This window comes from Escherichia sp. KTE114, from assembly GCF_000407765.1.
In the GTDB taxonomy this organism is placed as follows: domain Bacteria; phylum Pseudomonadota; class Gammaproteobacteria; order Enterobacterales; family Enterobacteriaceae; genus Escherichia; species Escherichia ruysiae.
This window is the reverse complement of sequence record NZ_KE136626.1, coordinates 3644924-3664491: the sequence shown is the minus strand read 5'-3', so window position 1 is coordinate 3664491 and position 19568 is coordinate 3644924. Positions and strand designations below refer to the sequence as shown.

The 19568-nt window shown below is 50.6% G+C and carries 19 protein-coding genes; 9 read left to right on the top strand and 10 right to left on the bottom strand.

Annotated features, from left to right (window positions below; genetic code table 11):
• Nucleotides 1-114: 114 nt before the first annotated feature.
• A complete protein-coding gene (locus WC5_RS03875; RefSeq protein ID WP_000072948.1) occupies nucleotides 115-1470 on the top strand; it encodes a glycoside-pentoside-hexuronide (GPH):cation symporter in 1356 nt (451 codons plus the stop codon).
• Between the two features lie 52 nt (nucleotides 1471-1522).
• Here WC5_RS03875 and dhaM read toward each other — a convergent pair whose 3' ends face one another.
• The 3 genes from dhaM to dhaK are packed head-to-tail and all read right to left on the bottom strand — an operon-like array spanning nucleotide 1523 to nucleotide 4665.
• Entirely contained in the window at nucleotides 1523-2941 is a 1419-nt protein-coding gene (gene dhaM, locus WC5_RS03880) for a dihydroxyacetone kinase phosphoryl donor subunit DhaM (protein ID WP_010350940.1), read from the bottom strand.
• Between the two features lie 10 nt (nucleotides 2942-2951).
• The gene (gene dhaL / locus WC5_RS03885) at nucleotides 2952-3584 is read right to left on the bottom strand and encodes a dihydroxyacetone kinase subunit DhaL (RefSeq protein ID WP_000059414.1); all 633 of its coding nucleotides are present in this window, start codon (nucleotides 3582-3584) and stop codon (nucleotides 2952-2954) included.
• A 10-nt stretch (nucleotides 3585-3594) separates the two neighbouring features.
• Nucleotides 3595-4665: a dihydroxyacetone kinase subunit DhaK gene (gene dhaK / locus WC5_RS03890; protein ID WP_016231742.1), complete on the bottom strand. Its 1071-nt coding sequence runs from the start codon at nucleotides 4663-4665 to the stop codon at nucleotides 3595-3597.
• 226 nt (nucleotides 4666-4891) lie between these two features.
• Here dhaK and dhaR point away from each other — a divergent pair, with 226 nt between their 5' ends.
• The gene (gene dhaR, locus WC5_RS03895) at nucleotides 4892-6811 is read left to right on the top strand and encodes a dihydroxyacetone kinase operon transcriptional regulator DhaR (protein ID WP_016231741.1); all 1920 of its coding nucleotides are present in this window, start codon (nucleotides 4892-4894) and stop codon (nucleotides 6809-6811) included.
• A gap of 35 nt (nucleotides 6812-6846) precedes the next feature.
• Here dhaR and WC5_RS03900 read toward each other — a convergent pair whose 3' ends face one another.
• The 3 genes from WC5_RS03900 to pth all read right to left on the bottom strand — a co-directional run bounded on the left by WC5_RS03900 (nucleotide 6847) and on the right by pth (nucleotide 9005).
• Nucleotides 6847-7023 carry a hypothetical protein gene (locus tag WC5_RS03900; RefSeq protein WP_016231740.1) on the bottom strand — a complete coding sequence of 59 codons (177 nt, stop codon included), beginning with the start codon at nucleotides 7021-7023 and terminating at the stop codon, nucleotides 6847-6849.
• 189 nt (nucleotides 7024-7212) lie between these two features.
• A complete protein-coding gene (gene ychF, locus WC5_RS03905) occupies nucleotides 7213-8304 on the bottom strand; it encodes a redox-regulated ATPase YchF (RefSeq protein ID WP_000505865.1) in 1092 nt (363 codons plus the stop codon).
• Nucleotides 8305-8420: 116 nt separating this feature from the next.
• Entirely contained in the window at nucleotides 8421-9005 is a 585-nt protein-coding gene (gene pth, locus WC5_RS03910) for an aminoacyl-tRNA hydrolase (protein ID WP_000152950.1), read from the bottom strand.
• Between the two features lie 276 nt (nucleotides 9006-9281).
• Here pth and ychH point away from each other — a divergent pair, with 276 nt between their 5' ends.
• Nucleotides 9282-9560: a stress-induced protein YchH gene (gene ychH / locus WC5_RS03915; protein WP_000823884.1), complete on the top strand. Its 279-nt coding sequence runs from the start codon at nucleotides 9282-9284 to the stop codon at nucleotides 9558-9560.
• 59 nt (nucleotides 9561-9619) lie between these two features.
• Here ychH and dauA read toward each other — a convergent pair whose 3' ends face one another.
• From dauA to lolB, 4 genes are all read right to left on the bottom strand, one after another.
• Complete coding sequence (dauA, locus tag WC5_RS03920; protein WP_001033162.1) at nucleotides 9620-11299, bottom strand: C4-dicarboxylic acid transporter DauA; 1680 nt, start codon at nucleotides 11297-11299, stop codon at nucleotides 9620-9622.
• Between the two features lie 124 nt (nucleotides 11300-11423).
• Nucleotides 11424-12371 carry a ribose-phosphate diphosphokinase gene (prs, locus tag WC5_RS03925; RefSeq protein WP_001298109.1) on the bottom strand — a complete coding sequence of 316 codons (948 nt, stop codon included), beginning with the start codon at nucleotides 12369-12371 and terminating at the stop codon, nucleotides 11424-11426.
• 150 nt (nucleotides 12372-12521) lie between these two features.
• Nucleotides 12522-13373 (bottom strand): 4-(cytidine 5'-diphospho)-2-C-methyl-D-erythritol kinase, encoded by an 852-nt coding sequence (ispE, locus tag WC5_RS03930; protein ID WP_001260348.1) that lies wholly within the window; start codon nucleotides 13371-13373, stop codon nucleotides 12522-12524.
• The gene (gene lolB / locus WC5_RS03935) at nucleotides 13373-13996 is read right to left on the bottom strand and encodes a lipoprotein insertase outer membrane protein LolB (RefSeq protein ID WP_001130678.1); all 624 of its coding nucleotides are present in this window, start codon (nucleotides 13994-13996) and stop codon (nucleotides 13373-13375) included. The genes ispE and lolB overlap by 1 nt, the downstream gene beginning before the upstream one ends.
• Before the next feature lie 213 nt (nucleotides 13997-14209).
• On the opposite strand from lolB, the gene hemA reads away from it, so the two are divergent.
• From hemA to kdsA, 6 genes are read left to right on the top strand one after another with little or no spacing between them, the layout of a single operon-like run.
• Nucleotides 14210-15466, top strand: a complete 1257-nt coding sequence (gene hemA, locus WC5_RS03940) for a glutamyl-tRNA reductase (protein ID WP_010352454.1) — start codon at nucleotides 14210-14212, stop codon at nucleotides 15464-15466.
• 40 nt (nucleotides 15467-15506) lie between these two features.
• Nucleotides 15507-16589: a peptide chain release factor 1 gene (prfA, locus tag WC5_RS03945; RefSeq protein ID WP_000804729.1), complete on the top strand. Its 1083-nt coding sequence runs from the start codon at nucleotides 15507-15509 to the stop codon at nucleotides 16587-16589.
• Entirely contained in the window at nucleotides 16589-17422 is an 834-nt protein-coding gene (gene prmC, locus WC5_RS03950) for a peptide chain release factor N(5)-glutamine methyltransferase (protein ID WP_000456437.1), read from the top strand. Before prfA ends, prmC begins: the two co-directional genes overlap by 1 nt.
• Nucleotides 17419-17811, top strand: a complete 393-nt coding sequence (gene sirB2, locus WC5_RS03955; RefSeq protein WP_000200409.1) for an invasion regulator SirB2 — start codon at nucleotides 17419-17421, stop codon at nucleotides 17809-17811. The genes prmC and sirB2 overlap by 4 nt, the downstream gene beginning before the upstream one ends.
• 3 nt (nucleotides 17812-17814) lie before the next feature.
• The gene (gene sirB1, locus WC5_RS03960) at nucleotides 17815-18624 is read left to right on the top strand and encodes an invasion regulator SirB1 (protein WP_001257033.1); all 810 of its coding nucleotides are present in this window, start codon (nucleotides 17815-17817) and stop codon (nucleotides 18622-18624) included.
• Nucleotides 18625-18659: 35 nt separating this feature from the next.
• Nucleotides 18660-19514 carry a 3-deoxy-8-phosphooctulonate synthase gene (gene kdsA / locus WC5_RS03965; RefSeq protein ID WP_000811058.1) on the top strand — a complete coding sequence of 285 codons (855 nt, stop codon included), beginning with the start codon at nucleotides 18660-18662 and terminating at the stop codon, nucleotides 19512-19514.
• The last annotated feature ends 54 nt before the right edge of the window (nucleotides 19515-19568 follow it).

The following is a 19568-nucleotide window of genomic DNA, read 5'->3' as shown; positions in this document are numbered from 1 at the left end:
AAAAAAATCATAAGAATTTAATGAAAAAACATAATAGACCGACCAAAAACTTCCGTGAAGAATTGCGCCAGTGAAAGGTATTACGTGAAGTAAATTTATAGATAAGGATAAAACATGTCTAATGTGGAAAAATTGCCAATAAAAGAAAAAATAGGCTATAGCCTGGGTGATGCTGCCAGCCATATCGTCTTTGATTCTTCTGTTGCCATCCTCGCTTATTTCTATACCGATATTTATGGTCTGCCGCCAGCCGTAATGGGAACCATGTTTTTACTGGTGCGTCTACTGGATGCAATTACCGATCCGATTATGGGGGCAATCGCCGATGCAACCTCATCTCGTTGGGGGCGTTTCCGTCCGTGGCTGTTAGCCATCTGTGTACCGTTTGCGGTCAGTTGCGTGCTGGTTTACTCCATTCCTGATTTCTCTGACAGCGGTAAGGTTGTCTATGCGGTTGCCGCCTATATATTTATGACATTAATGTATACGGCCATTAATATCCCTTACTGCTCATTGGGCGCGGCGTTGACGTCCGATCCGCGTGAAAACCTGTCACTGCAATCCTGGCGTTTTGCCATCACGCCTATTGGTGGTGCGTTAGGTACTGCATTTATCCTGCCTGTCGCTGACTTCCTCTCTCCTGGGGACCGGGCTACTGGTATCCAGATTGCGATGGCGGTTTTTGGCGTTATTGGCTGCATTATGTTCTTAATTTGTTTCCTGACCACCAAAGAGCGTGTACAACCTATTCAGGAAGAAAATCTGAATATCGCGCGCGATTTGAAGATTCTTTTTAAGAATGATCAGTGGCGCATTCTCTCTGTTTATAATTTTATGATGCTGGTGGCGGTGGTTATCCGTGGCGGTGCTGTTGTTTATTATGTTAATACCGTTTTAAATAAAGGTTCAGATATTCTTACGTGGTTTATGCTCGGCGGAATGTTTGCTTCTATGTTAGGTTCTGTACTGGCGAAACCATTTGGTACTCGCTTTTGTAAAATTAAACTTTCATTCTGGGTTAATATTATTAACGCAGCGTTGGGCGTGCTCTGTTATTTCCTGCCGGTGGAATACTGGATTATTCCATTACTGGCTCATCTGGCAATTCAGATTATTCAGGGCGGAAATGGTGCGCTCCAGTGGTCAATGATTACCGATGCGAATAACTATGGTGAATGGAAAACGCGTCGTCGTATTACGGGGATGAACGTTGCTGCGAATATTTTTGTCATCAAACTGGGTGTTGCGGTAGGTGGGGCGGTGATTGGTTGGGTACTGGCTTATTATGGTTATGCAACCAGTAGCACAACTCAATCCGCTAATTCAGTACAGGGCGTAGTGTTACTGTTTACCCTCCTGCCGGCATTCTTCTACTTCCTGACTGCAATTTCTATTAAGTTTTATCTGTTGAATGAAGCGAAAATGAACAAAGTAGTACAGGATTTACAACATGGTCAGTACGCTGGCTAATAGCGTACGGCTTTTTCGGATGGCATCGTAGCGATGCCATCCGAACACTGTTTTAGCCATCATGGCTAAAACGTTGGGTTTTTACGTCCAGAGTTAATGTCTCTTCAGGTTGTACCGTGTACAGTTTTTCCCCCTGCAGGCAAACCCAGCCAATACCCAGTTCACGGGCAATTAAGGCGCTGTGGGATACCGGACTTCCGGCACTAAGGCAGATGCCTTTAACGACCGTCGGGTTCAGTTGCAGCACGGTGGAGGGATAAATGTTCTCTGCCAACAAAATGGTCGGTGCACTAAATTGCGGTAGTTCTTCTTTCGTCTGTGTCAGATGGAGTAGGGTGCGATGCAGAAGATCATCCACATCGATATAGCGCGCCTGCAGATATTCATCATCAATCTGCTGATATTGCTGGCTAAGTTCTTTAAGAACCTGCTGCCAGGCATACTCTGCGGTGCAATGTTCATGCTGAAGAAGTTCGCTTGCTGCCGCCAGCAGTTCAGGATCGTCTAACAGAGTATGGTGACCGGAAAAGATCGCGGCGATATCGTCAAGCCCGCTTGCTTCTGCCTTTGCCGTTAACGTCATCAGGTCTAACAACGTAAAGTCAATTGCCTGGCGTAATCGTTCCTGTTCGTGTTCCACTGTCAGGATTGATTTCGCCTGTACTGTGCATAAAACCGGTTGATAATAAAAGGCTTTACCAGTGACAGAATTAACCTGGCGCAGAGTTTGTGGCGCAATATCTTCTGTTTCACCAAAGTTATCTTCAGCCAACTGGCGGAAAGCGGCCAGCGCCTCTTCAGCTTCTGGCCCTTTCACGATCAGGCGCAGAGTATCGTTATAGCGGACTTGTAATAGCGCAATTTGGTTAATACTTTCCGGCGTGACGCATTTGCCGTTTTTCTCCAGCAACATATCTGCATTAAATACCGATAAGGTATAGACCAGTCGAGAGGCCGGGCGTACGTGGAGGCCGTTACGGTTTTTAATCACCACAGCGAGGGAACGGGCTTCTTCATCGTGCGGCGGGCATGTGTCAGATATCTCAGTGGCGGATGACGGTAAACCCAGTTGTTCGCGTTTGGCTTCCAGCGCAGACATAGCATCATGAATAACTTTGTCGATACTTGCACCCGATGCCGCGCTAACCGTTGCCGCCAGAGTTCCTTCGACCAATGGCGCTGCACACAAACGTACTTTTGCGGCGATCTCTGGCGCCAGCAATTCCAGAGCGGTTTCTGCACTCAATAACGCGCTTCCCATGTCCATCATAACCAGCACATGGTCGGCATCAGCAACGGATTCGATGGCTTCCATCACTTTGACGGCATCAGTACCAATGGGATTTTGCGGGTCATCAATCCCTGCGGCAATGGCGATTTTACAACTATCGCTCATTAACATCTGACGGGCTAATTCACCGACACCTTCACCCAGCCGGGCGCTATGTGAAACTATGACCAGGTTTACCATCACCAATTCCTTACTCTTTCGCGGCTAACGCCAGCATTTGCATCATAAACATCACTGAGGTCGCGCCAGGATCCTGGTGACCAATACTGCGTTCACCGAGATAACTGGCACGGCCTTTGCGAGCTTGCATCGTAATCGTGCTTTGTGCAGCGGATTCAGCCACTCCGCTGGCTGCGTCGAGCGCCGCCGGAACAGAGAGATTTTGCTCGCTGGACTGGCGTAACGACTCAACCACTGGTTTCCAGACATCGCACATGGTTTTATCGCCAGGTTCGGCTTTCCCCCGGCTGATTACGCCGTCCACACCATCGCGGAACATCTGATAAAGCTCTTCCAGCGTCAGGCTTTGGCGCGCCTGAGTTGCCTGCGCGGCGCGAATAAAGAATGTACCGAATAGCGGACCACTGGCACCACCGACGCTGGAAAGCAGCGTCATACCGGTATTTTTGAGGATGAAACCAATATCCTTGTCCTCAATGGCGGGTAGTTTTTCCACCACTTTGCTAAATCCTCGATTCATATTTAGCCCGTGGTCAGCGTCGCCAATTTCACGATCCAGTCCGGTAAGATAATCGCTCTCTTTGCTGAAGATTTCCCCACAGCGAGTAAGCCAGTTAACAATTTGAGTTCTGCTCAGTGACATCGTTATCTCCTTATTTACCCCAGTTCAGCGCCGGGGTGTGGACTGGGGCATCCCATAACGCCAACGTTTCGTCATCAACCTTCAGTAAGGTGATGGAAAAACCGGTCATATCCAGTGAAGTGCAATACGCGCCGATTAAATTACGTTCGATAGTCAGCCCCGCTTGCTGACAACGCGTAGTCAGACGGTTATAGACGCCGTAAAGCTCAGAAAGTGGCGTGGCGCCGAGATTGTTGACCAGCGCAATCACCCGATCGCCAGATTGTAGCGGCTGTTTGGTTTGTATCTCTTCCTGCCAGTTTCCTTGTTGATAATTCCAGAAGCGCAGTGTGCGATGGTATGTGCCATTTTCCAGCAGTGTGTCGAACATTTCATCGACGGTTTGATCAAGGGAAGAGAAGGGGCGACGATCGATACCCGGCTCGCCATGAATACCGACGCCAAACTCCATCTCATTATCTGCCAGCGTAAATGAGGGTTTGCCAGCGGCTGGAACGGTACAGGCACCGAGAGCGATACCAATTGAGTGCCCCTGATTATTCAGCTTACGCCCCAGTTCCGCACAGGCGTCCAGTGAGTCGCCACGTTCCGCCGCCGCACCCACAAGTTTTTCTATTAACACCGTATTGGCAACACCGCGCCGCCCGGCGGTATAAAGACTATCTTTCACCGCGACGTCGTCATCAATGACCACCGTGGTCACTTTTACGCCACTGTCGTGGAGTAATTCGGTTGCTGTTTCGAAGTTAAGAATATCGCCGGTGTAATTTTTGATGATCAGCAGTACACCTTCGCCGCCATCAATTTGCATGGCGCATTCAAAGATTTTATCGGGGGTCGGTGAAGTGAAAATTTCGCCCGGACAAGCCCCCGAGAGCATTCCCTGACCGATATAACCGCAGTGCATCGGTTCGTGCCCGCTGCCGCCGCCTGACAGCAGGGCGACTTTTCCGGCAACCGGTGCATCGGCTCGTGTGACGTACAGCGGATCCTGATGCAATGTCAGCGAAGGATGCGCTTTCGCCAGCCCTGCCAGTTGTTCGTTCAGTACGTCTTGCACATCATTGATCAATTTTTTCATTATTTTGCTCCAGCAATTATCGTAGGGCATGGATGATGTTCAACGACACGGCGACCACTGACTGCCGATGAATCCATTGTGCATCAGACTTAGGAAAAGAAAATTCATACAAATTATGTTTCATGGTGAAACATATGTTTTAATAAATGTTCCATAATGGAACATAAGAATGCCCTGATACTTAAAATTGCGAGTCAGAACACCTTTTGCCAGAAGCGAGTGGAATATGAGAGGCGGTTTTCACAACGATGACCAGGTTAACTCTCCCTGGATTGCAGCATCCTGGGAGCGATGCCGCAAACTGATGAAACGGGAAGCGTGGAGCATACCGCACCAGGCCCAGGGCGTGACATTTGCTACTATCTGTCGGCGTAAAAAGGCGATGCTGACACTTGGTCAGGCGGCGCTGGAAGATGCCCTGGAATATATGGCGCCACGAGCGTGCGTTTTGCTTATTCTTGATGAAACTGCCTGCATCCTTAGCCGTTATGGTGATCCGCAGACTATGGAGCAGCTTAGTGCGTTGGGATTTAATGACGGCACTTATTGTGCCGAAGGAATCATCGGTACTTGTGCGTTATCGTTAGCGGCTATCTCTGGTCAGGCGGTGAAAACGATAGCCGATCAACATTTTAAACAGGCGCTCTGGAAATGGGCATTTTGTGCAACGCCGCTGTTTGACAGCAAGGGGCGATTGACGGGGACGATAGCCCTGGCATGTCCGGCGGAACAATCGACAGCAGCCGATTTGCCGTTGACGCTGGCAATTGCTCGCGAGGTGGGAAACTTACTGCTAACGGACAGTTTGCTGGCTGAAACTAATCGGCATTTAAATCAGCTTAACGCCCTGTTAGAAAGTATGGACGATGGCGTGATTAGCTGGGATGAGCAGGGTAATCTGCAATTTATCAATGCTCAGGCGGCGCGTGTTTTACGTCTGGATGTGACGGCAAGTCAGGGAAGAGCAATCACGGAACTGTTAACGTTACCCGCCGTGTTGCAACAGGCAATAAAACAGGCACATCCGCTCAAACATGTGGAAGCGACCTTTGAAAGTCAGCACCAGTTTATTGATACGGTCATTACCCTTAAACCGATAGTTGAAGCTCAGGGAACCAGCTTTATTCTGCTGCTGCATCCGGTGGAACAGATGCGGCAATTGATGACCAGTCAATTAGGCAAAGTTAGTCATACTTTTGCTCATATGCCACAGGATGATCCGCAAACCCGCCGCTTGATTCATTTTGGTCGTCAGGCGGCGCGCAGCAGTTTTCCGGTGTTACTTTGTGGAGAAGAAGGCGTTGGTAAAGCCCTGTTAAGCCAGGCGATTCATAATGAAAGCGAACGCGCCGCAGGTCCCTATATCGCCGTCAATTGCGAGTTATATGGTGATGCGACGCTGGTGGAAGAATTTATTGGCGGCGATCGCACGGAGAATAAAAATGGCCGTCTGAGTCGTCTGGAACTGGCACACGGCGGCACGCTGTTTCTCGAAAAGATTGAGTATCTGGCGATGGAGTTACAGTCAGCATTGCTTCAGGTCATCAAGCAGGGCGTTATCACGCGGTTGGATGCGCGGCGTTTAATCCCGATTGATGTCAAAGTGATTGCCACAACGACCGCAGATCTGGCAATGCTGGTGGAACAAAATCGCTTTAGTCGCCAGCTTTATTACGCGCTCCATGCATTTGAAATTACCATCCCGCCTCTGCGTATGCGGCGCGGCAGTATTCCGGCGCTGGTGAATAATAAATTGCGTAATCTCGAAAAACGCTTCTCAACCCGTTTGAAGATTGATGATGATGCGCTTGCTCGTTTGGTCTCCTGCGCATGGCCCGGTAATGATTTTGAACTGTATAGCGTCATTGAGAACCTTGCCCTGAGCAGCGACAACGGGCGTATTCGCGTCAGTAATTTGCCTGAGCATCTGTTTACCGAACAGGCGACAGAAGATATCAGCGCCACGCGTCTTTCCACCAGTCTGTCATTTGCGGAAGTCGAAAAAGAAGCGATTATTAACGCCGCCCAGGTGACTGGCGGACGTATTCTGGAAATGTCGGCGTTACTTGGAATTGGTCGCACCACGCTGTGGCGAAAAATGAAACAATATGGCATTGATGCGGGTCAGTTTAAGCGCCGGGGATAGCGGGAGTATGCACTCTTCCGCGTATGACTTGCTAATTAATAGCGACCATGACTGCCATGATTTGGCCCACCATTTGAAGGTGGCATTGGCTTACCGGAAGCCGCAGGACCACGCAGGCCATCACTGTGGCGGTGATGATGGTGAGGAACACAAGCACTTAACAGGCTCGCAAAGACAATTGCTAACAGGCTGAAGGTAAATGTTTTTTTCATGACAAACTCTTGAACAGTCAATGCACTGTGATTGTTATCACATAAAGACCGCATTGTTAATATTGCCAGAAGTCTGATTATGAGTTTTGGTAGCTCAGAATTGAAAGAAGCAGCGTAGCAGGCGTAAAAAAGCCATTATGTGCGATTCACATAATGGCTCATTATTAACCGTCAGGAGATGACGCGGAATTAAACGTTAAACAGGAAGTTCATCACATCGCCATCTTTAACGATGTAATCTTTACCTTCTGCACGCATTTTTCCTGCTTCTTTCGCGCCTTGTTCACCTTTGTAAGTGATGAAATCTTCAAACGCGATGGTTTGTGCACGGATAAAGCCTTTTTCAAAATCAGTGTGGATTTTGCCAGCAGCCTGCGGCGCGGTTGCACCAACCGGAATGGTCCATGCGCGCACTTCTTTCACCCCGGCGGTGAAGTAAGTTTGCAGGTTCAGCAGTTTATAACCGGCACGGATCACACGGTTCAGACCCGGCTCTTCCAGTCCCAGCTCCTGCATAAATTCGTCACGTTCTTCGTCGTCCAGTTCGGCAATGTCGGCTTCAACAGCAGCACAAACCGGAACGACAACAGAACCTTCTTTCGCCGCGATTTCACGCACCTGGTCCAGATACGGGTTGTTTTCAAAACCGTCTTCGTTGACGTTAGCGATGTACATCGTCGGTTTCAACGTCAGGAAGCTCAGGTAACGAATAGCTGCTTTTTCTTCTGCGCTTAAATCCAGCGCGCGCAGCATACCTGCGTTTTCAAGTTGTGGCAGGCATTTTTCCAGTACCGCCAGCTCGGCTTTCGCGTCTTTATCGCCACCTTTGGCTTTTTTCTGTACGCGGTGAATCGCACGTTCACAGGTGTCGAGATCCGCCAGAGCCAGCTCGGTATTGATAACTTCAATATCGTCTGCCGGATTAACTTTGCCGGAAACGTGAATGATGTTGTCATTTTCAAAGCAGCGAACAACGTGACCGATCGCTTCGGTTTCACGGATGTTGGTCAGGAACTGGTTACCCAGACCTTCGCCTTTCGATGCGCCTTTTACCAGGCCAGCGATATCGACAAACTCCATGGTCGTGGGAAGCGTACGCTGCGGTTTTACGATTTCAGCCAGTTGATCCAGACGCGGATCGGGCATTGGCACAACGCCTGTGTTCGGCTCGATGGTGCAGAATGGAAAGTTGGCCGCTTCAATACCGGCTTTGGTCAGCGCGTTGAACAGGGTAGATTTCCCGACGTTGGGCAAACCGACGATACCGCATTTGAATCCCATGATTTAAATCACCTTAATATCTTAATAATCAACCTGTTATCGTAAACAGATTGTAGAAATGGAAATAACTCTGCCTATTATACACGGCACGCGGCAAAAATGCCGCAGACAACGACTTATTGCGCTTTAAAGGCGTGCAATCGGTTCGTTGCTTTGGTCAAGCCATCTGTAAACCACATTTCAGTACAACGTGCCGCTTCGTCGATGGCTTCATCAATTAACTTCTGTTCACTAACAGGAGGTTTGCCTAACACAAACCCGACAACTTTGTTTTTATCGCCCGGATGACCGATTCCAATGCGTAAACGGTGAAAGTTAGGGTTATTACCCAATTTACTGATGATATCTTTCAGTCCATTGTGACCACCATGGCCGCCGCCCAACTTAAATTTGGCGACGCCAGGGGGCAGATCCAGTTCGTCGTGGGCGACCAGAATTTCGTCCGGGTTAATGCGGAAAAAACTGGCCATCGCCGCGACGGCTTTGCCGCTGAGATTCATAAATGTGGTCGGGACTAACAGGCGGACATCTTCGCCTCCAACGGTAACTCGCGAGGTATAACCAAAAAATTTAGCTTCTTCGCGCAGGGGGGCGCGCAAACGCTCCGCCAGTAAGTCAACGAACCAGGCGCCAGCATTGTGTCGCGTTGCGGCGTATTCAGCGCCGGGATTCGCCAGGCCGACAATCAATTTAATCGTCACGTTTTTTGTCCTGAGTGAGTGCATAACTGGCGCGTAGTTTACTGGTTGTGGCCTCGCTTGACAAAAAACAGCACCTTATACGCAGACAACACAATCATTGCCTCTGCGAACTATTAGAAAGTCAGGGTGTTCAGGCGGTTATTTGTAAAGTTTTGTTGAAATAAGGGTTGTAATTGTGATCACGCCCGCACATAACCTACAGGGTGTTGTCTATACTTTACACATAAGGAAGAGGGGTATTCCCTGTTACAACCCAGAAAGTTCCGGAGGTGACATATGAAACGCAAAAACGCTTCGTTACTCGGTAACGTGCTCATGGGGTTGGGTCTGGTGGTCATGGTGGTCGGCGTGGGGTATTCAATCCTCAACCAGTTACCACAGTTTAATATGCCCCAGTATTTCGCACATGGTGCAGTGCTGAGTATTTTCGTCGGTGCCATTCTCTGGCTGGCGGGTGCCCGTGTTGGCGGGCATGAACAGGTGTGTGACCGTTACTGGTGGGTTCGCCACTATGACAAACGTTGCCGCCGTAACGATAATCGTCGTCATAGCTAACGCATAATGTAGTTTGCTGACCAGTCAGTTTGCGCTGACTGGTCAATTTAATGCCTTTCTTACAGATCAGCCATTGCTGCGCTGCGATTCGGGAAGAACGCCAGGCGTCCAGGGATCGGTTGAATACCAGAACGAGCCATGGTGCGCAGTGGCTGGAATTCCACGTTACACACCCGCAGTTCACACCCTTCAGGCAGGCGCTTCACAAAACGCTGGAACGCATCAAGGCCACCGGCATCAAGCACCGGAACTGCATCCCACTTCAGAATAACAATTCGTTTGCCTTCCAGACGCGATTCAAGATCGGTGAATAAGCCTTCAGCCGCAGCGAAAAACAGCGGACCAATAACTCTCAGAACCAGTACATCGTCAGGAACATCTACCGCCACAAGTGCCAGACGAGTCATACGGGCGATGCGACGCATAAACAGCAGCGATGCCAGTACGATACCCACACTGATGGCAATAACCATATCAAACAGCACGGTCAGCGACATGCAAAGCAGCATGACGATGATGTCATCTTTCGGCGCATGGCGCAGCAAGTCGACCACTTTGTGTGCTTCACTCATGTTCCATGCCACCATTAACAGCAGGGCAGCCATGGCGGAAAGCGGCAGCCAGGAGAGCAGCGGTGCCAGTACCAGCAGGGCGAGAATAACCAGAATCGAGTGGATCACCGCCGAGATGGGCGAGGTTGCACCGGCACGGACGTTAGCGGCAGAACGCGCGATCGCGGCTGTAGCGGTAATACCACCAAAGAACGGGGCAATGATATTCCCCAGACCCTGACCGACCAGCTCGCTGTTCGCTTTGTGTTTAGTCCCGGTCATACCATCCAGTACCACAGCGCAGAGCAGAGATTCGATTGCGCCGAGCATTGCCATTGAGAATGCCGCAGGCAGCAGTGTGCGTATGGAGTCCCAGGTCAGCGTGAATTCTGAATTAGGTAGATCCCACGGCAGTACCAGTTGCGGCAGCAGTTGCGGAATACCATTACCCTGAGATCCATCGGCGAGGACGTAGTGGAATTGCGAGCCGATGGTAGCAACGTGTCCACCGAGCAGGTTAACAATACCCATCACCGCACAACCAGCCAGCAAGGCCGGAAGATGACCAGGTAAACGAATGCCCAGACGCGGCCAGAAAATCAGTATCCCAAGCGTTACAATACCAATTGCGGCATCGCCCACGTTAATGGTCGGTAGCGCCATAAATAATGCGCCAACTTTTTGCAGATAATGTTCCGGGACATGTGCCATTTGCAGACCGAGAAAATCTTTAATCTGCATCGTACCGATGGTGATCCCGATACCCGAAGTGAAGCCTAAGGTAACGGAAACCGGAATATACTCAATCAGGCGACCGAAGCGCGCCAGCCCCATCAGGATCAAAAAGATCCCCGACAACAACGTCGCAACCAGCAGGCCTGCCAGTCCAAACTGTTGCGAAACAGGATAGAGAATTACCACAAATGCCGCAGTCGGACCGGAAACGCTAAAACGCGACCCACCCGTCAGAGCAATGACAATCCCTGCAACAGCAGCGGTATATAAACCGTACTGCGGAGCTACGCCACTACCAATTGCCAACGCCATCGCCAGCGGAATAGCGATAATCCCGACGGTAATCCCGGCAATCAGGTCACGGGTAAACCGTGCGGCAGTGTATTTTTCTTTCCAGCAAGCGTCGATCAGAGCGCGGAAAGGCATCACATGTGAGAAGAATATTTTGTTCACAATAATGTTTCATCCGTGAGCGCATCATCTGTCAACTAAATGGCAGGTGAAGGAGGCATAGGTCATACAAATGGATATTACAGACAAAAAAACCCGCCGCAGCGGGTCTTTGAGCCGGATTCGATTAATGTTCGAACATAGCAGAGATCGATTCTTCGTTGCTGATACGACGAATCGCTTCGGCCAGCATACCTGACAGGGTCAGAGTACGCACGTTCGGCAGTGATTTGATTTCATCGCTCAGCGGAATGGTATCGCAGACAACGACTTCATCAATTACAGAGTTACGCAGGTTGTTCGCCGCGTTGCCAGAGAAGATCGGGTGAGTCGCGTACGCAAATACACGTTTAGCACCACGTTCTTTCAGAGCTTCAGCAGCTTTACACAGCGTACCGCCAGTGTCGATCATATCATCGACCAGTACGCAGTCACGACCTGCAACGTCACCGATGATATGCATCACCTGGGAAACGTTCGCACGCGGACGACGTTTATCGATGATTGCCATATCGGTATCGTTCAGCAGCTTAGCGATAGCGCGGGCACGCACAACGCCGCCGATGTCCGGGGAAACCACAATCGGGTTATCCAGATTCAGCTGCAGCATGTCTTCCAGCAGGATCGGGCTACCAAATACGTTATCAACCGGAACGTCGAAGAAACCCTGAATCTGTTCAGCGTGCAGATCCACCGTCAGCACACGGTCAACACCGACGCTGGAGAGGAAGTCTGCAACCACTTTCGCAGTGATTGGTACACGAGCGGAACGGACGCGACGGTCCTGGCGCGCATAGCCAAAGTAGGGGATAACAGCGGTGATACGACCTGCGGAAGCACGACGCAGGGCATCAACCATAACGACTAATTCCATCAGGTTGTCGTTAGTAGGGGCACAAGTGGACTGGATGATGAAAATATCACCACCGCGTACATTTTCATTGATTTGTACGCTGACTTCGCCGTCGCTAAAGCGACCTACAGCGGCGTCGCCGAGTGAAGTGTACAGGCGGTTGGCAATACGTTGTGCTAGTTCCGGGGTGGCGTTACCAGCAAAAAGCTTCATATCAGGCACGAGAAGAACCTCAGGCATGCGTCCATTGGTGGAAAGAATCTGCCGAAAACTGTGCGGGCCAGGCAATATTCTTTCCAGGCGGTGTATTAAAGAGCGCGATGCAACGTCTGGAACAAGGTGACGTTGTCACCGAAACTCAGCTTGCCCGGCTTAAAGCATGGCTCTGTGCAATGGGGAAAGGTTGACGCCTTTCGCCACAAAGCCATTGAGCCATTCCGGGGCTTGCTCTAGCACCTGGCGGGCTTCAGACTCTGTATCAAATTCAGCAAAGACACAGGCCCCTGTCCCAGTCAGGCGCGACGGGGCGTATTCTAACAGCCAGGAAAGCACCGCATCAACCTCGCGAAAACGTTTTCTTGCGATAACCTCGCAATCATTGCCGAATTCACATTTTAGCAACGTATCAATTGACCTTTTTGGCGTATTGCGCGGGAGTTCGGGATCTTTAAAAATCACCGGTGTCGGAATACTTACACCAGGGTGCGCCACCAGATACCATTTCTCTGGCGGATTCACTGGCGTTAATATTTCACCCACTCCCTCAGCAAAAGCGGCATGACCACGGACAAATACAGGAACATCTGCGCCCAGCGTCAGACCTATTTCCGCTAGCTCATCGATGCTCAGGCCGCATTGCCAGAGATGATTCAGCGCCACCAGAACAGTCGCGGCATTCGATGAACCACCGCCCAGACCGCCGCCCATCGGTAATTGTTTGTCAATGCTGATATCTGCACCGCTTCCCGCCGGAAGACGCCCGCTGTTTGCCGCTGTTTTCATCAACAACCGTGCTGCGCGAACGATCAGATTATCTTCGTGTTCCACGCCTTCAACGGGTGTTAACAGGCGAATATCCCCATCGTCACGAAGTTCAATGCTGATGGTGTCGCCGTAATCAAGAAACTGAAACAGCGTTTGCAGCGTGTGGTAACCATCCGCACGCTGACCGGTAATGTATAAGAACAGATTAAGTTTTGCCGGAGAGGGCCACTGTGTCCGCATTATTTCACTATCCAGTTATCCATTTTTAACTTGATGCGCTGACCACCGTCGGTGAGTTCCATATTGGCTGGCATCGCAGGTTGCGTTTTGGTGTCATAACCACCGTATACGACTTTCCAGTTTTTGCCGTTCTGGCTGTAGGTGATTTCGCTCAGGCGGTACTGATCGTCCAGTTTGTAGTCGGTCGCATCACCAGGCAAACCTAAAATCCACTGACGCAAGCTGTTGAGCGGAATCGGCATTCCTGTCAATTTGCCAATCATCTCTTCGGCGTCATCGGCGGTGTAACGTTGACCTTTGTTATCTACGAGCTGCACGTTACCCGGCTGAGCATTCAGCTCCAGTTCGGTGCTTCCCAATGGGTTAGTCAGCAGCAGACGGTAGCGATCCTGGCCAGTTTGCTGCCAGAAGAAGCGGGCATACACTTTCTGCTGGTCGGAAATATACGCAAATGCACCGCGTGTCTGATATTGATTGAGGTTACGAACGTCTTGCTGATGCTGACGCCACTGCGGGGAATCCGGGCTTTTGCCGGGGCCTTTTGGCGTGGTAACGGAACATGCAGTGAGCACGAGGGCAGCCAGCGGTAGCAGGCGGATAAAGCGAAAATCGGGCAGGGGCATAGTGATGACAAGTCCTTGAGATACGTTGCAGTTATAACCCTTAATGCTAGCGTTACCGTCCGCTATCGTCTATGTTCAAGTTGTCTTAATTGCCAGAATCTAACGGCTTTTGGCAATTACTCCAAAAGGGGGCGCTCTCTTTTATTGATCCCACGCATCCTGTATGATGCGAGCAGACTAACCATATCAACGTTGGTATTATTTCCCGCAGACATGACCCTTTTAGCACTCGGTATTAACCATAAAACGGCACCTGTATCGCTACGAGAACGTGTATCGTTTTCGCCGGACAAGCTCGATCAGGCGCTTGACAGCCTGCTCGCGCAGCCGATGGTGCAGGGCGGCGTGGTGCTGTCGACGTGTAACCGCACGGAACTTTATCTTAGCGTTGAAGAGCAGGATAACCTGCAAGAGGCGCTCATTCGCTGGTTGTGCGATTACCACAATCTCAACGAAGAAGATCTGCGTAATAGCCTCTACTGGCATCAGGATAACGACGCGGTCAGCCATCTGATGCGTGTTGCCAGCGGACTTGATTCTCTCGTTCTTGGTGAGCCGCAAATTCTCGGTCAGGTGAAAAAAGCGTTTGCTGATTCGCAAAAAGGCCATATGAAGGCGAGCGAGCTGGAACGCATGTTTCAGAAATCTTTCTCTGTAGCAAAACGCGTCCGCACTGAAACGGATATTGGCGCCAGTGCCGTATCTGTCGCTTTTGCGGCTTGTACGCTGGCGCGGCAGATCTTTGAATCGCTCTCAACGGTAACGGTTTTGCTGGTTGGTGCGGGTGAAACCATCGAGCTGGTGGCGCGTCACCTGCGCGAACACAAAGTTCAGAAGATGATTATCGCCAACCGTACTCGTGAACGTGCCCAAATTCTGGCAGATGAAGTCGGTGCGGAAGTGATTGCATTGAGCGATATCGACGAACGTCTGCGTGAAGCCGATATCATCATTAGTTCCACTGCAAGCCCGTTACCGATCATCGGTAAAGGTATGGTGGAGCGCGCATTAAAAAGCCGTCGCAACCAACCGATGCTGTTGGTGGATATTGCCGTTCCGCGCGATGTTGAGCCGGAAGTCGGCAAACTGGCGAATGCTTATCTTTATAGCGTTGACGATCTGCAAAGTATTATTTCGCATAACCTGGCGCAGCGTAAAGCTGCAGCAGTTGAGGCGGAAACTATCGTCGCTCAGGAAACCAGCGAATTTATGGCGTGGCTGCGCGCACAAAGCGCCAGCGAAACCATTCGCGAGTATCGCAGTCAGGCAGAGCAGGTTCGCGATGAGTTAACCGCCAAAGCGTTAGCCGCCCTTGAGCAGGGCGGAGACGCGCAAGCCATTATGCAGGATCTGGCATGGAAACTGACTAACCGCCTGATCCATGCGCCAACGAAATCACTTCAACAGGCCGCCCGTGACGGGGATAACGAACGCCTGAATATTCTGCGCGACAGCCTCGGGCTGGAGTAGCAGTACATCATTTTCTTTTTTACAGGGTGCATTTACGCCTATGAAGCCTTCTATCGTTGCCAAACTGGAAGCCCTGCATGAACGCCATGAAGAAGTTCAGGCGCTGCTGGGTGATGCGCAAACCATCGCTGACCAGGAACGTTTTCGCGCATTATCTCGTGAATATGCGCAGCTAAGTGATGTTTCGCGCTGTTTCACCGACTGGCAACAGGTTCAGGAAGATATCGAAACCGCACAGATGATGCTCGACGATCCTGAAATGCGTGAAATGGCGCAGGATGAACTGCGCGAAGCTAAAGAAAAAAGCGAGCAACTGGAACAACAACTTCAGGTTCTCTTGCTGCCAAAAGATCCTGATGACGAACGCAACGCCTTCCTCGAAGTGCGTGCCGGAACCGGTGGTGATGAAGCCGCATTATTTGCCGGCGATCTGTTCCGTATGTACAGCCGTTACGCAGAAGCCCGTCGCTGGCGCGTGGAAATCATGAGCGCCAGCGAGGGCGAGCATGGTGGCTATAAAGAGATCATCGCCAAAATCAGTGGTGATGGTGTATATGGTCGTTTGAAATTTGAATCCGGCGGTCATCGCGTGCAGCGTGTTCCGGCCACTGAATCTCAGGGGCGTATTCATACTTCTGCTTGTACCGTTGCTGTAATGCCAGAACTGCCTGACGCGGAACTGCCGGATATCAACCCGGCAGATTTGCGCATTGATACTTTCCGCTCTTCAGGGGCAGGCGGGCAGCACGTTAACACCACCGATTCGGCAATCCGTATTACCCACTTACCAACCGGTATTGTTGTTGAATGTCAGGACGAACGTTCACAACATAAAAACAAAGCTAAAGCTCTTTCTGTACTTGGTGCTCGCATCCACGCAGCAGAAATGGCAAAACGCCAGCAGGCGGAGGCGTCTACCCGTCGTAACCTGCTGGGCAGTGGCGATCGCAGCGACCGTAACCGTACCTACAATTTCCCGCAGGGGCGCGTCACCGACCACCGTATCAACCTGACGCTCTACCGTCTGGATGAAGTGATGGAAGGGAAGCTGGATATGCTGATTGAGCCGATCGTCCAGGAACATCAGGCTGACCAACTGGCGGCGTTGTCCGAGCAAGAATAATGGAATATCAACACTGGTTGCGTGACGCAATAACCCAACTTCAGGCGAGCGAAAGTCCGCGTCGCGATGCTGAAATCTTGCTGGAGCATGTTACCGGCAAGGGACGCACCTTCATTCTCGCTTTTGGCGAAACACTGCTGACTGATGCGCAGTGTGAGCAACTCGACGTACTGCTGGCGCGTCGTCGTGCGGGTGAACCTATTGCTCATTTAACCGGTGTGCGTGAATTTTGGTCGTTGCCGTTATTTGTTTCGCCAGCGACCTTAATTCCCCGTCCTGACACCGAATGTCTGGTGGAACAGGCTCTGGCGCGGTTGCCTGAACAGTCTTGTCGTATTCTCGATCTCGGTACGGGCACCGGGGCAATTGCGCTGGCGCTGGCCAGCGAGCGTCCAGATTGTGAGGTAACCGCCGTTGACCGAATGCCGGATGCTGTTGCCCTTGCGAAGCGTAATGCGCAGCATCTGGCGATTAAAAATATCCATATCCTGCAAAGCGACTGGTTTAGTGCGCTTGGCGAGCAGCAATTTGCGATGATTGTCAGCAATCCGCCATATATTGACGAGCAGGACCCCCATCTTCAACAAGGCGATGTCCGCTTTGAGCCGCTGTCGGCGTTGGTTGCGGCAGACAGCGGTATGGCGGATATCGTTCACATCATCGAAAAGTCTCGTAACGCACTGACATCTGGCGGATTTCTGCTTCTGGAGCATGGCTGGCAGCAGGGCGAAGTGGTTCGACAGGCATTTATGCAGGCGGGTTATCGTAATGTCGAAACCTGCCGGGACTACGGTGATAACGAGCGCGTGACGCTTGGTCGCTATTATCGATGACAAGTTTTACTACGCTGCTTAGCGTTCATCTCATTAGCATCGCGCTTTCTGTTGGGCTACTAACCTTACGTTTCTGGCTACGTTATCAGGAGCATCCTCAGGCATTTGCTCGCTGGACGCGCATTACGCCGCCGGTTATCGACACGGTGTTATTGTTAAGCGGCGTTGCGCTAATGGCTAAAGCGCACATCCTGCCATTTTCCGGGCAGGCACAATGGCTGACTGAAAAGCTGTTTGGAGTTATCATTTATATCGTTTTGGGTTTTATTGCTCTCGATTATCGTCGGGTGCACAGTCAGCAGGTGCGCATTATTGCCTTCCCGCTGGCGCTGGTGGTGCTGTACATCATCATTAAACTCGCCACCACAAAAGTACCGTTACTGGGGTAAGTCATGAGATCGTTAGCTGATTTCGAATTTAATAAAGCGCCGCTGTGCGAAGGCATGATCCTGGCTTGCGAAGCAATCCGCCGCGATTTTCCCTCGCAAGATGTATACGACGAACTGGAGCGTCTCGTTAATCTGGCGAAGGAAGAAATTAGCCAGCTTCTGCCTTTAGAAGAGCAGCTGGAAAAATTGATCGCGTTGTTTTACGGCGAATGGGGATTTAAAGCCTCACGCGGTGTTTATCGTCTTTCCGATGCATTATGGTTGGATCAGGTGTTAAAAAATCGGCAGGGCAGTGCGGTATCATTAGGCGCCGTTTTGGTGTGGGTCGCTAATCGTCTTGATTTGCCGCTGATGCCGGTGATATTCCCGACGCAGCTTATATTGCGCATTGAATGTCCGGATGGCGAAATTTGGTTGATTAACCCTTTTAACGGTGAATCGTTAAGCGAACATATGCTGGATGTATGGTTAAAGGGAAATATCAGCCCGTCAGCGGAACTGTTTTATGAAGACCTGGATGAAGCCGATAACATTGAGGTTATCCGCAAACTATTGGATACGCTGAAAGCGTCGCTGATGGAAGAAAATCAGATGGAACTGGCATTACGCACCAGCGAGGCCTTATTACAGTTCAACCCAGAAGATCCGTATGAAATTCGCGATCGTGGGTTGATTTACGCGCAACTGGATTGCGAACACGTTGCGTTAAATGATTTAAGTTATTTCGTTGAACAGTGTCCGGAAGACCCGATCAGCGAAATGATCCGTGCGCAAATTAATAACATCGCGCATAAACATATTGTGCTGCATTAATTAATCGACATTTTACTTAAGATTAAGGCGATCCTATGAAACAAAAAGTGGTTAGCATTGGCGACATCAACGTAGCAAATGACCTGCCGTTCGTGCTGTTTGGCGGTATGAACGTGCTGGAATCTCGCGATCTGGCGATGCGCATTTGCGAACACTACGTAACCGTGACCCAGAAACTGGGTATCCCTTACGTGTTCAAAGCCTCTTTTGACAAAGCCAACCGCTCCTCTATCCACTCTTATCGTGGACCGGGCCTGGAAGAAGGGATGAAAATCTTCCAGGAATTGAAGCAAACTTTTGGCGTGAAAATTATCACCGACGTTCACGAACCAAGCCAGGCACAGCCAGTTGCTGATGTTGTGGATGTGATCCAGTTACCGGCATTTCTCGCTCGTCAGACTGACCTGGTGGAAGCCATGGCGAAAACCGGTGCGGTAATTAACGTCAAGAAACCGCAGTTTGTCAGCCCGGGTCAGATGGGTAACATCGTTGATAAATTCAAAGAAGGCGGCAACGATAAAGTGATTCTTTGCGATCGCGGCGCTAACTTTGGCTATGACAACCTGGTTGTCGATATGCTGGGCTTCAGCATTATGAAGAAAGTTTCTGGCAACTCGCCGGTGATTTTCGACGTGACCCACGCACTGCAATGCCGCGATCCGTTTGGTGCAGCTTCTGGTGGTCGTCGTGCTCAGGTGGCTGAGCTGGCACGTGCTGGTATGGCGGTAGGTCTGGCGGGGCTGTTTATTGAAGCGCATCCGGACCCGGAACACGCAAAATGCGATGGCCCATCTGCGCTGCCGCTGGCTAAACTGGAACCGTTCCTCAAGCAGATGAAAGCGATTGATGATCTGGTGAAAGGTTTCGAAGAACTGGATACCAGCAAGTAATTTTTTGCTTGAAAACAAAAGCCTTATCGTTCTGCGGTAAGGCTTTTTTCATGG

What these genes read in the sequence shown, in the direction of transcription:
- WC5_RS03875 (WP_000072948.1), top strand. Translation starts at nt 115, where the DNA reads ATGTCTAATGTGGAAAAATTGCCAATAAAAGAAAAAATAGGCTATAGC.
- dhaM (WP_010350940.1), bottom strand. Translation starts at nt 2,941, where the DNA reads ATGGTAAACCTGGTCATAGTTTCACATAGCGCCCGGCTGGGTGAAGGT.
- dhaL (WP_000059414.1), bottom strand. Translation starts at nt 3,584, where the DNA reads ATGTCACTGAGCAGAACTCAAATTGTTAACTGGCTTACTCGCTGTGGG.
- dhaK (WP_016231742.1), bottom strand. Translation starts at nt 4,665, where the DNA reads ATGAAAAAATTGATCAATGATGTGCAAGACGTACTGAACGAACAACTG.
- dhaR (WP_016231741.1), top strand. Translation starts at nt 4,892, where the DNA reads ATGAGAGGCGGTTTTCACAACGATGACCAGGTTAACTCTCCCTGGATT.
- WC5_RS03900 (WP_016231740.1), bottom strand. Translation starts at nt 7,023, where the DNA reads ATGAAAAAAACATTTACCTTCAGCCTGTTAGCAATTGTCTTTGCGAGC.
- ychF (WP_000505865.1), bottom strand. Translation starts at nt 8,304, where the DNA reads ATGGGATTCAAATGCGGTATCGTCGGTTTGCCCAACGTCGGGAAATCT.
- ychH (WP_000823884.1), top strand. Translation starts at nt 9,282, where the DNA reads ATGAAACGCAAAAACGCTTCGTTACTCGGTAACGTGCTCATGGGGTTG.
- ispE (WP_001260348.1), bottom strand. Translation starts at nt 13,373, where the DNA reads ATGCGGACACAGTGGCCCTCTCCGGCAAAACTTAATCTGTTCTTATAC.
- lolB (WP_001130678.1), bottom strand. Translation starts at nt 13,996, where the DNA reads ATGCCCCTGCCCGATTTTCGCTTTATCCGCCTGCTACCGCTGGCTGCC.
- hemA (WP_010352454.1), top strand. Translation starts at nt 14,210, where the DNA reads ATGACCCTTTTAGCACTCGGTATTAACCATAAAACGGCACCTGTATCG.
- prfA (WP_000804729.1), top strand. Translation starts at nt 15,507, where the DNA reads ATGAAGCCTTCTATCGTTGCCAAACTGGAAGCCCTGCATGAACGCCAT.
- prmC (WP_000456437.1), top strand. Translation starts at nt 16,589, where the DNA reads ATGGAATATCAACACTGGTTGCGTGACGCAATAACCCAACTTCAGGCG.
- sirB2 (WP_000200409.1), top strand. Translation starts at nt 17,419, where the DNA reads ATGACAAGTTTTACTACGCTGCTTAGCGTTCATCTCATTAGCATCGCG.
- sirB1 (WP_001257033.1), top strand. Translation starts at nt 17,815, where the DNA reads ATGAGATCGTTAGCTGATTTCGAATTTAATAAAGCGCCGCTGTGCGAA.
- kdsA (WP_000811058.1), top strand. Translation starts at nt 18,660, where the DNA reads ATGAAACAAAAAGTGGTTAGCATTGGCGACATCAACGTAGCAAATGAC.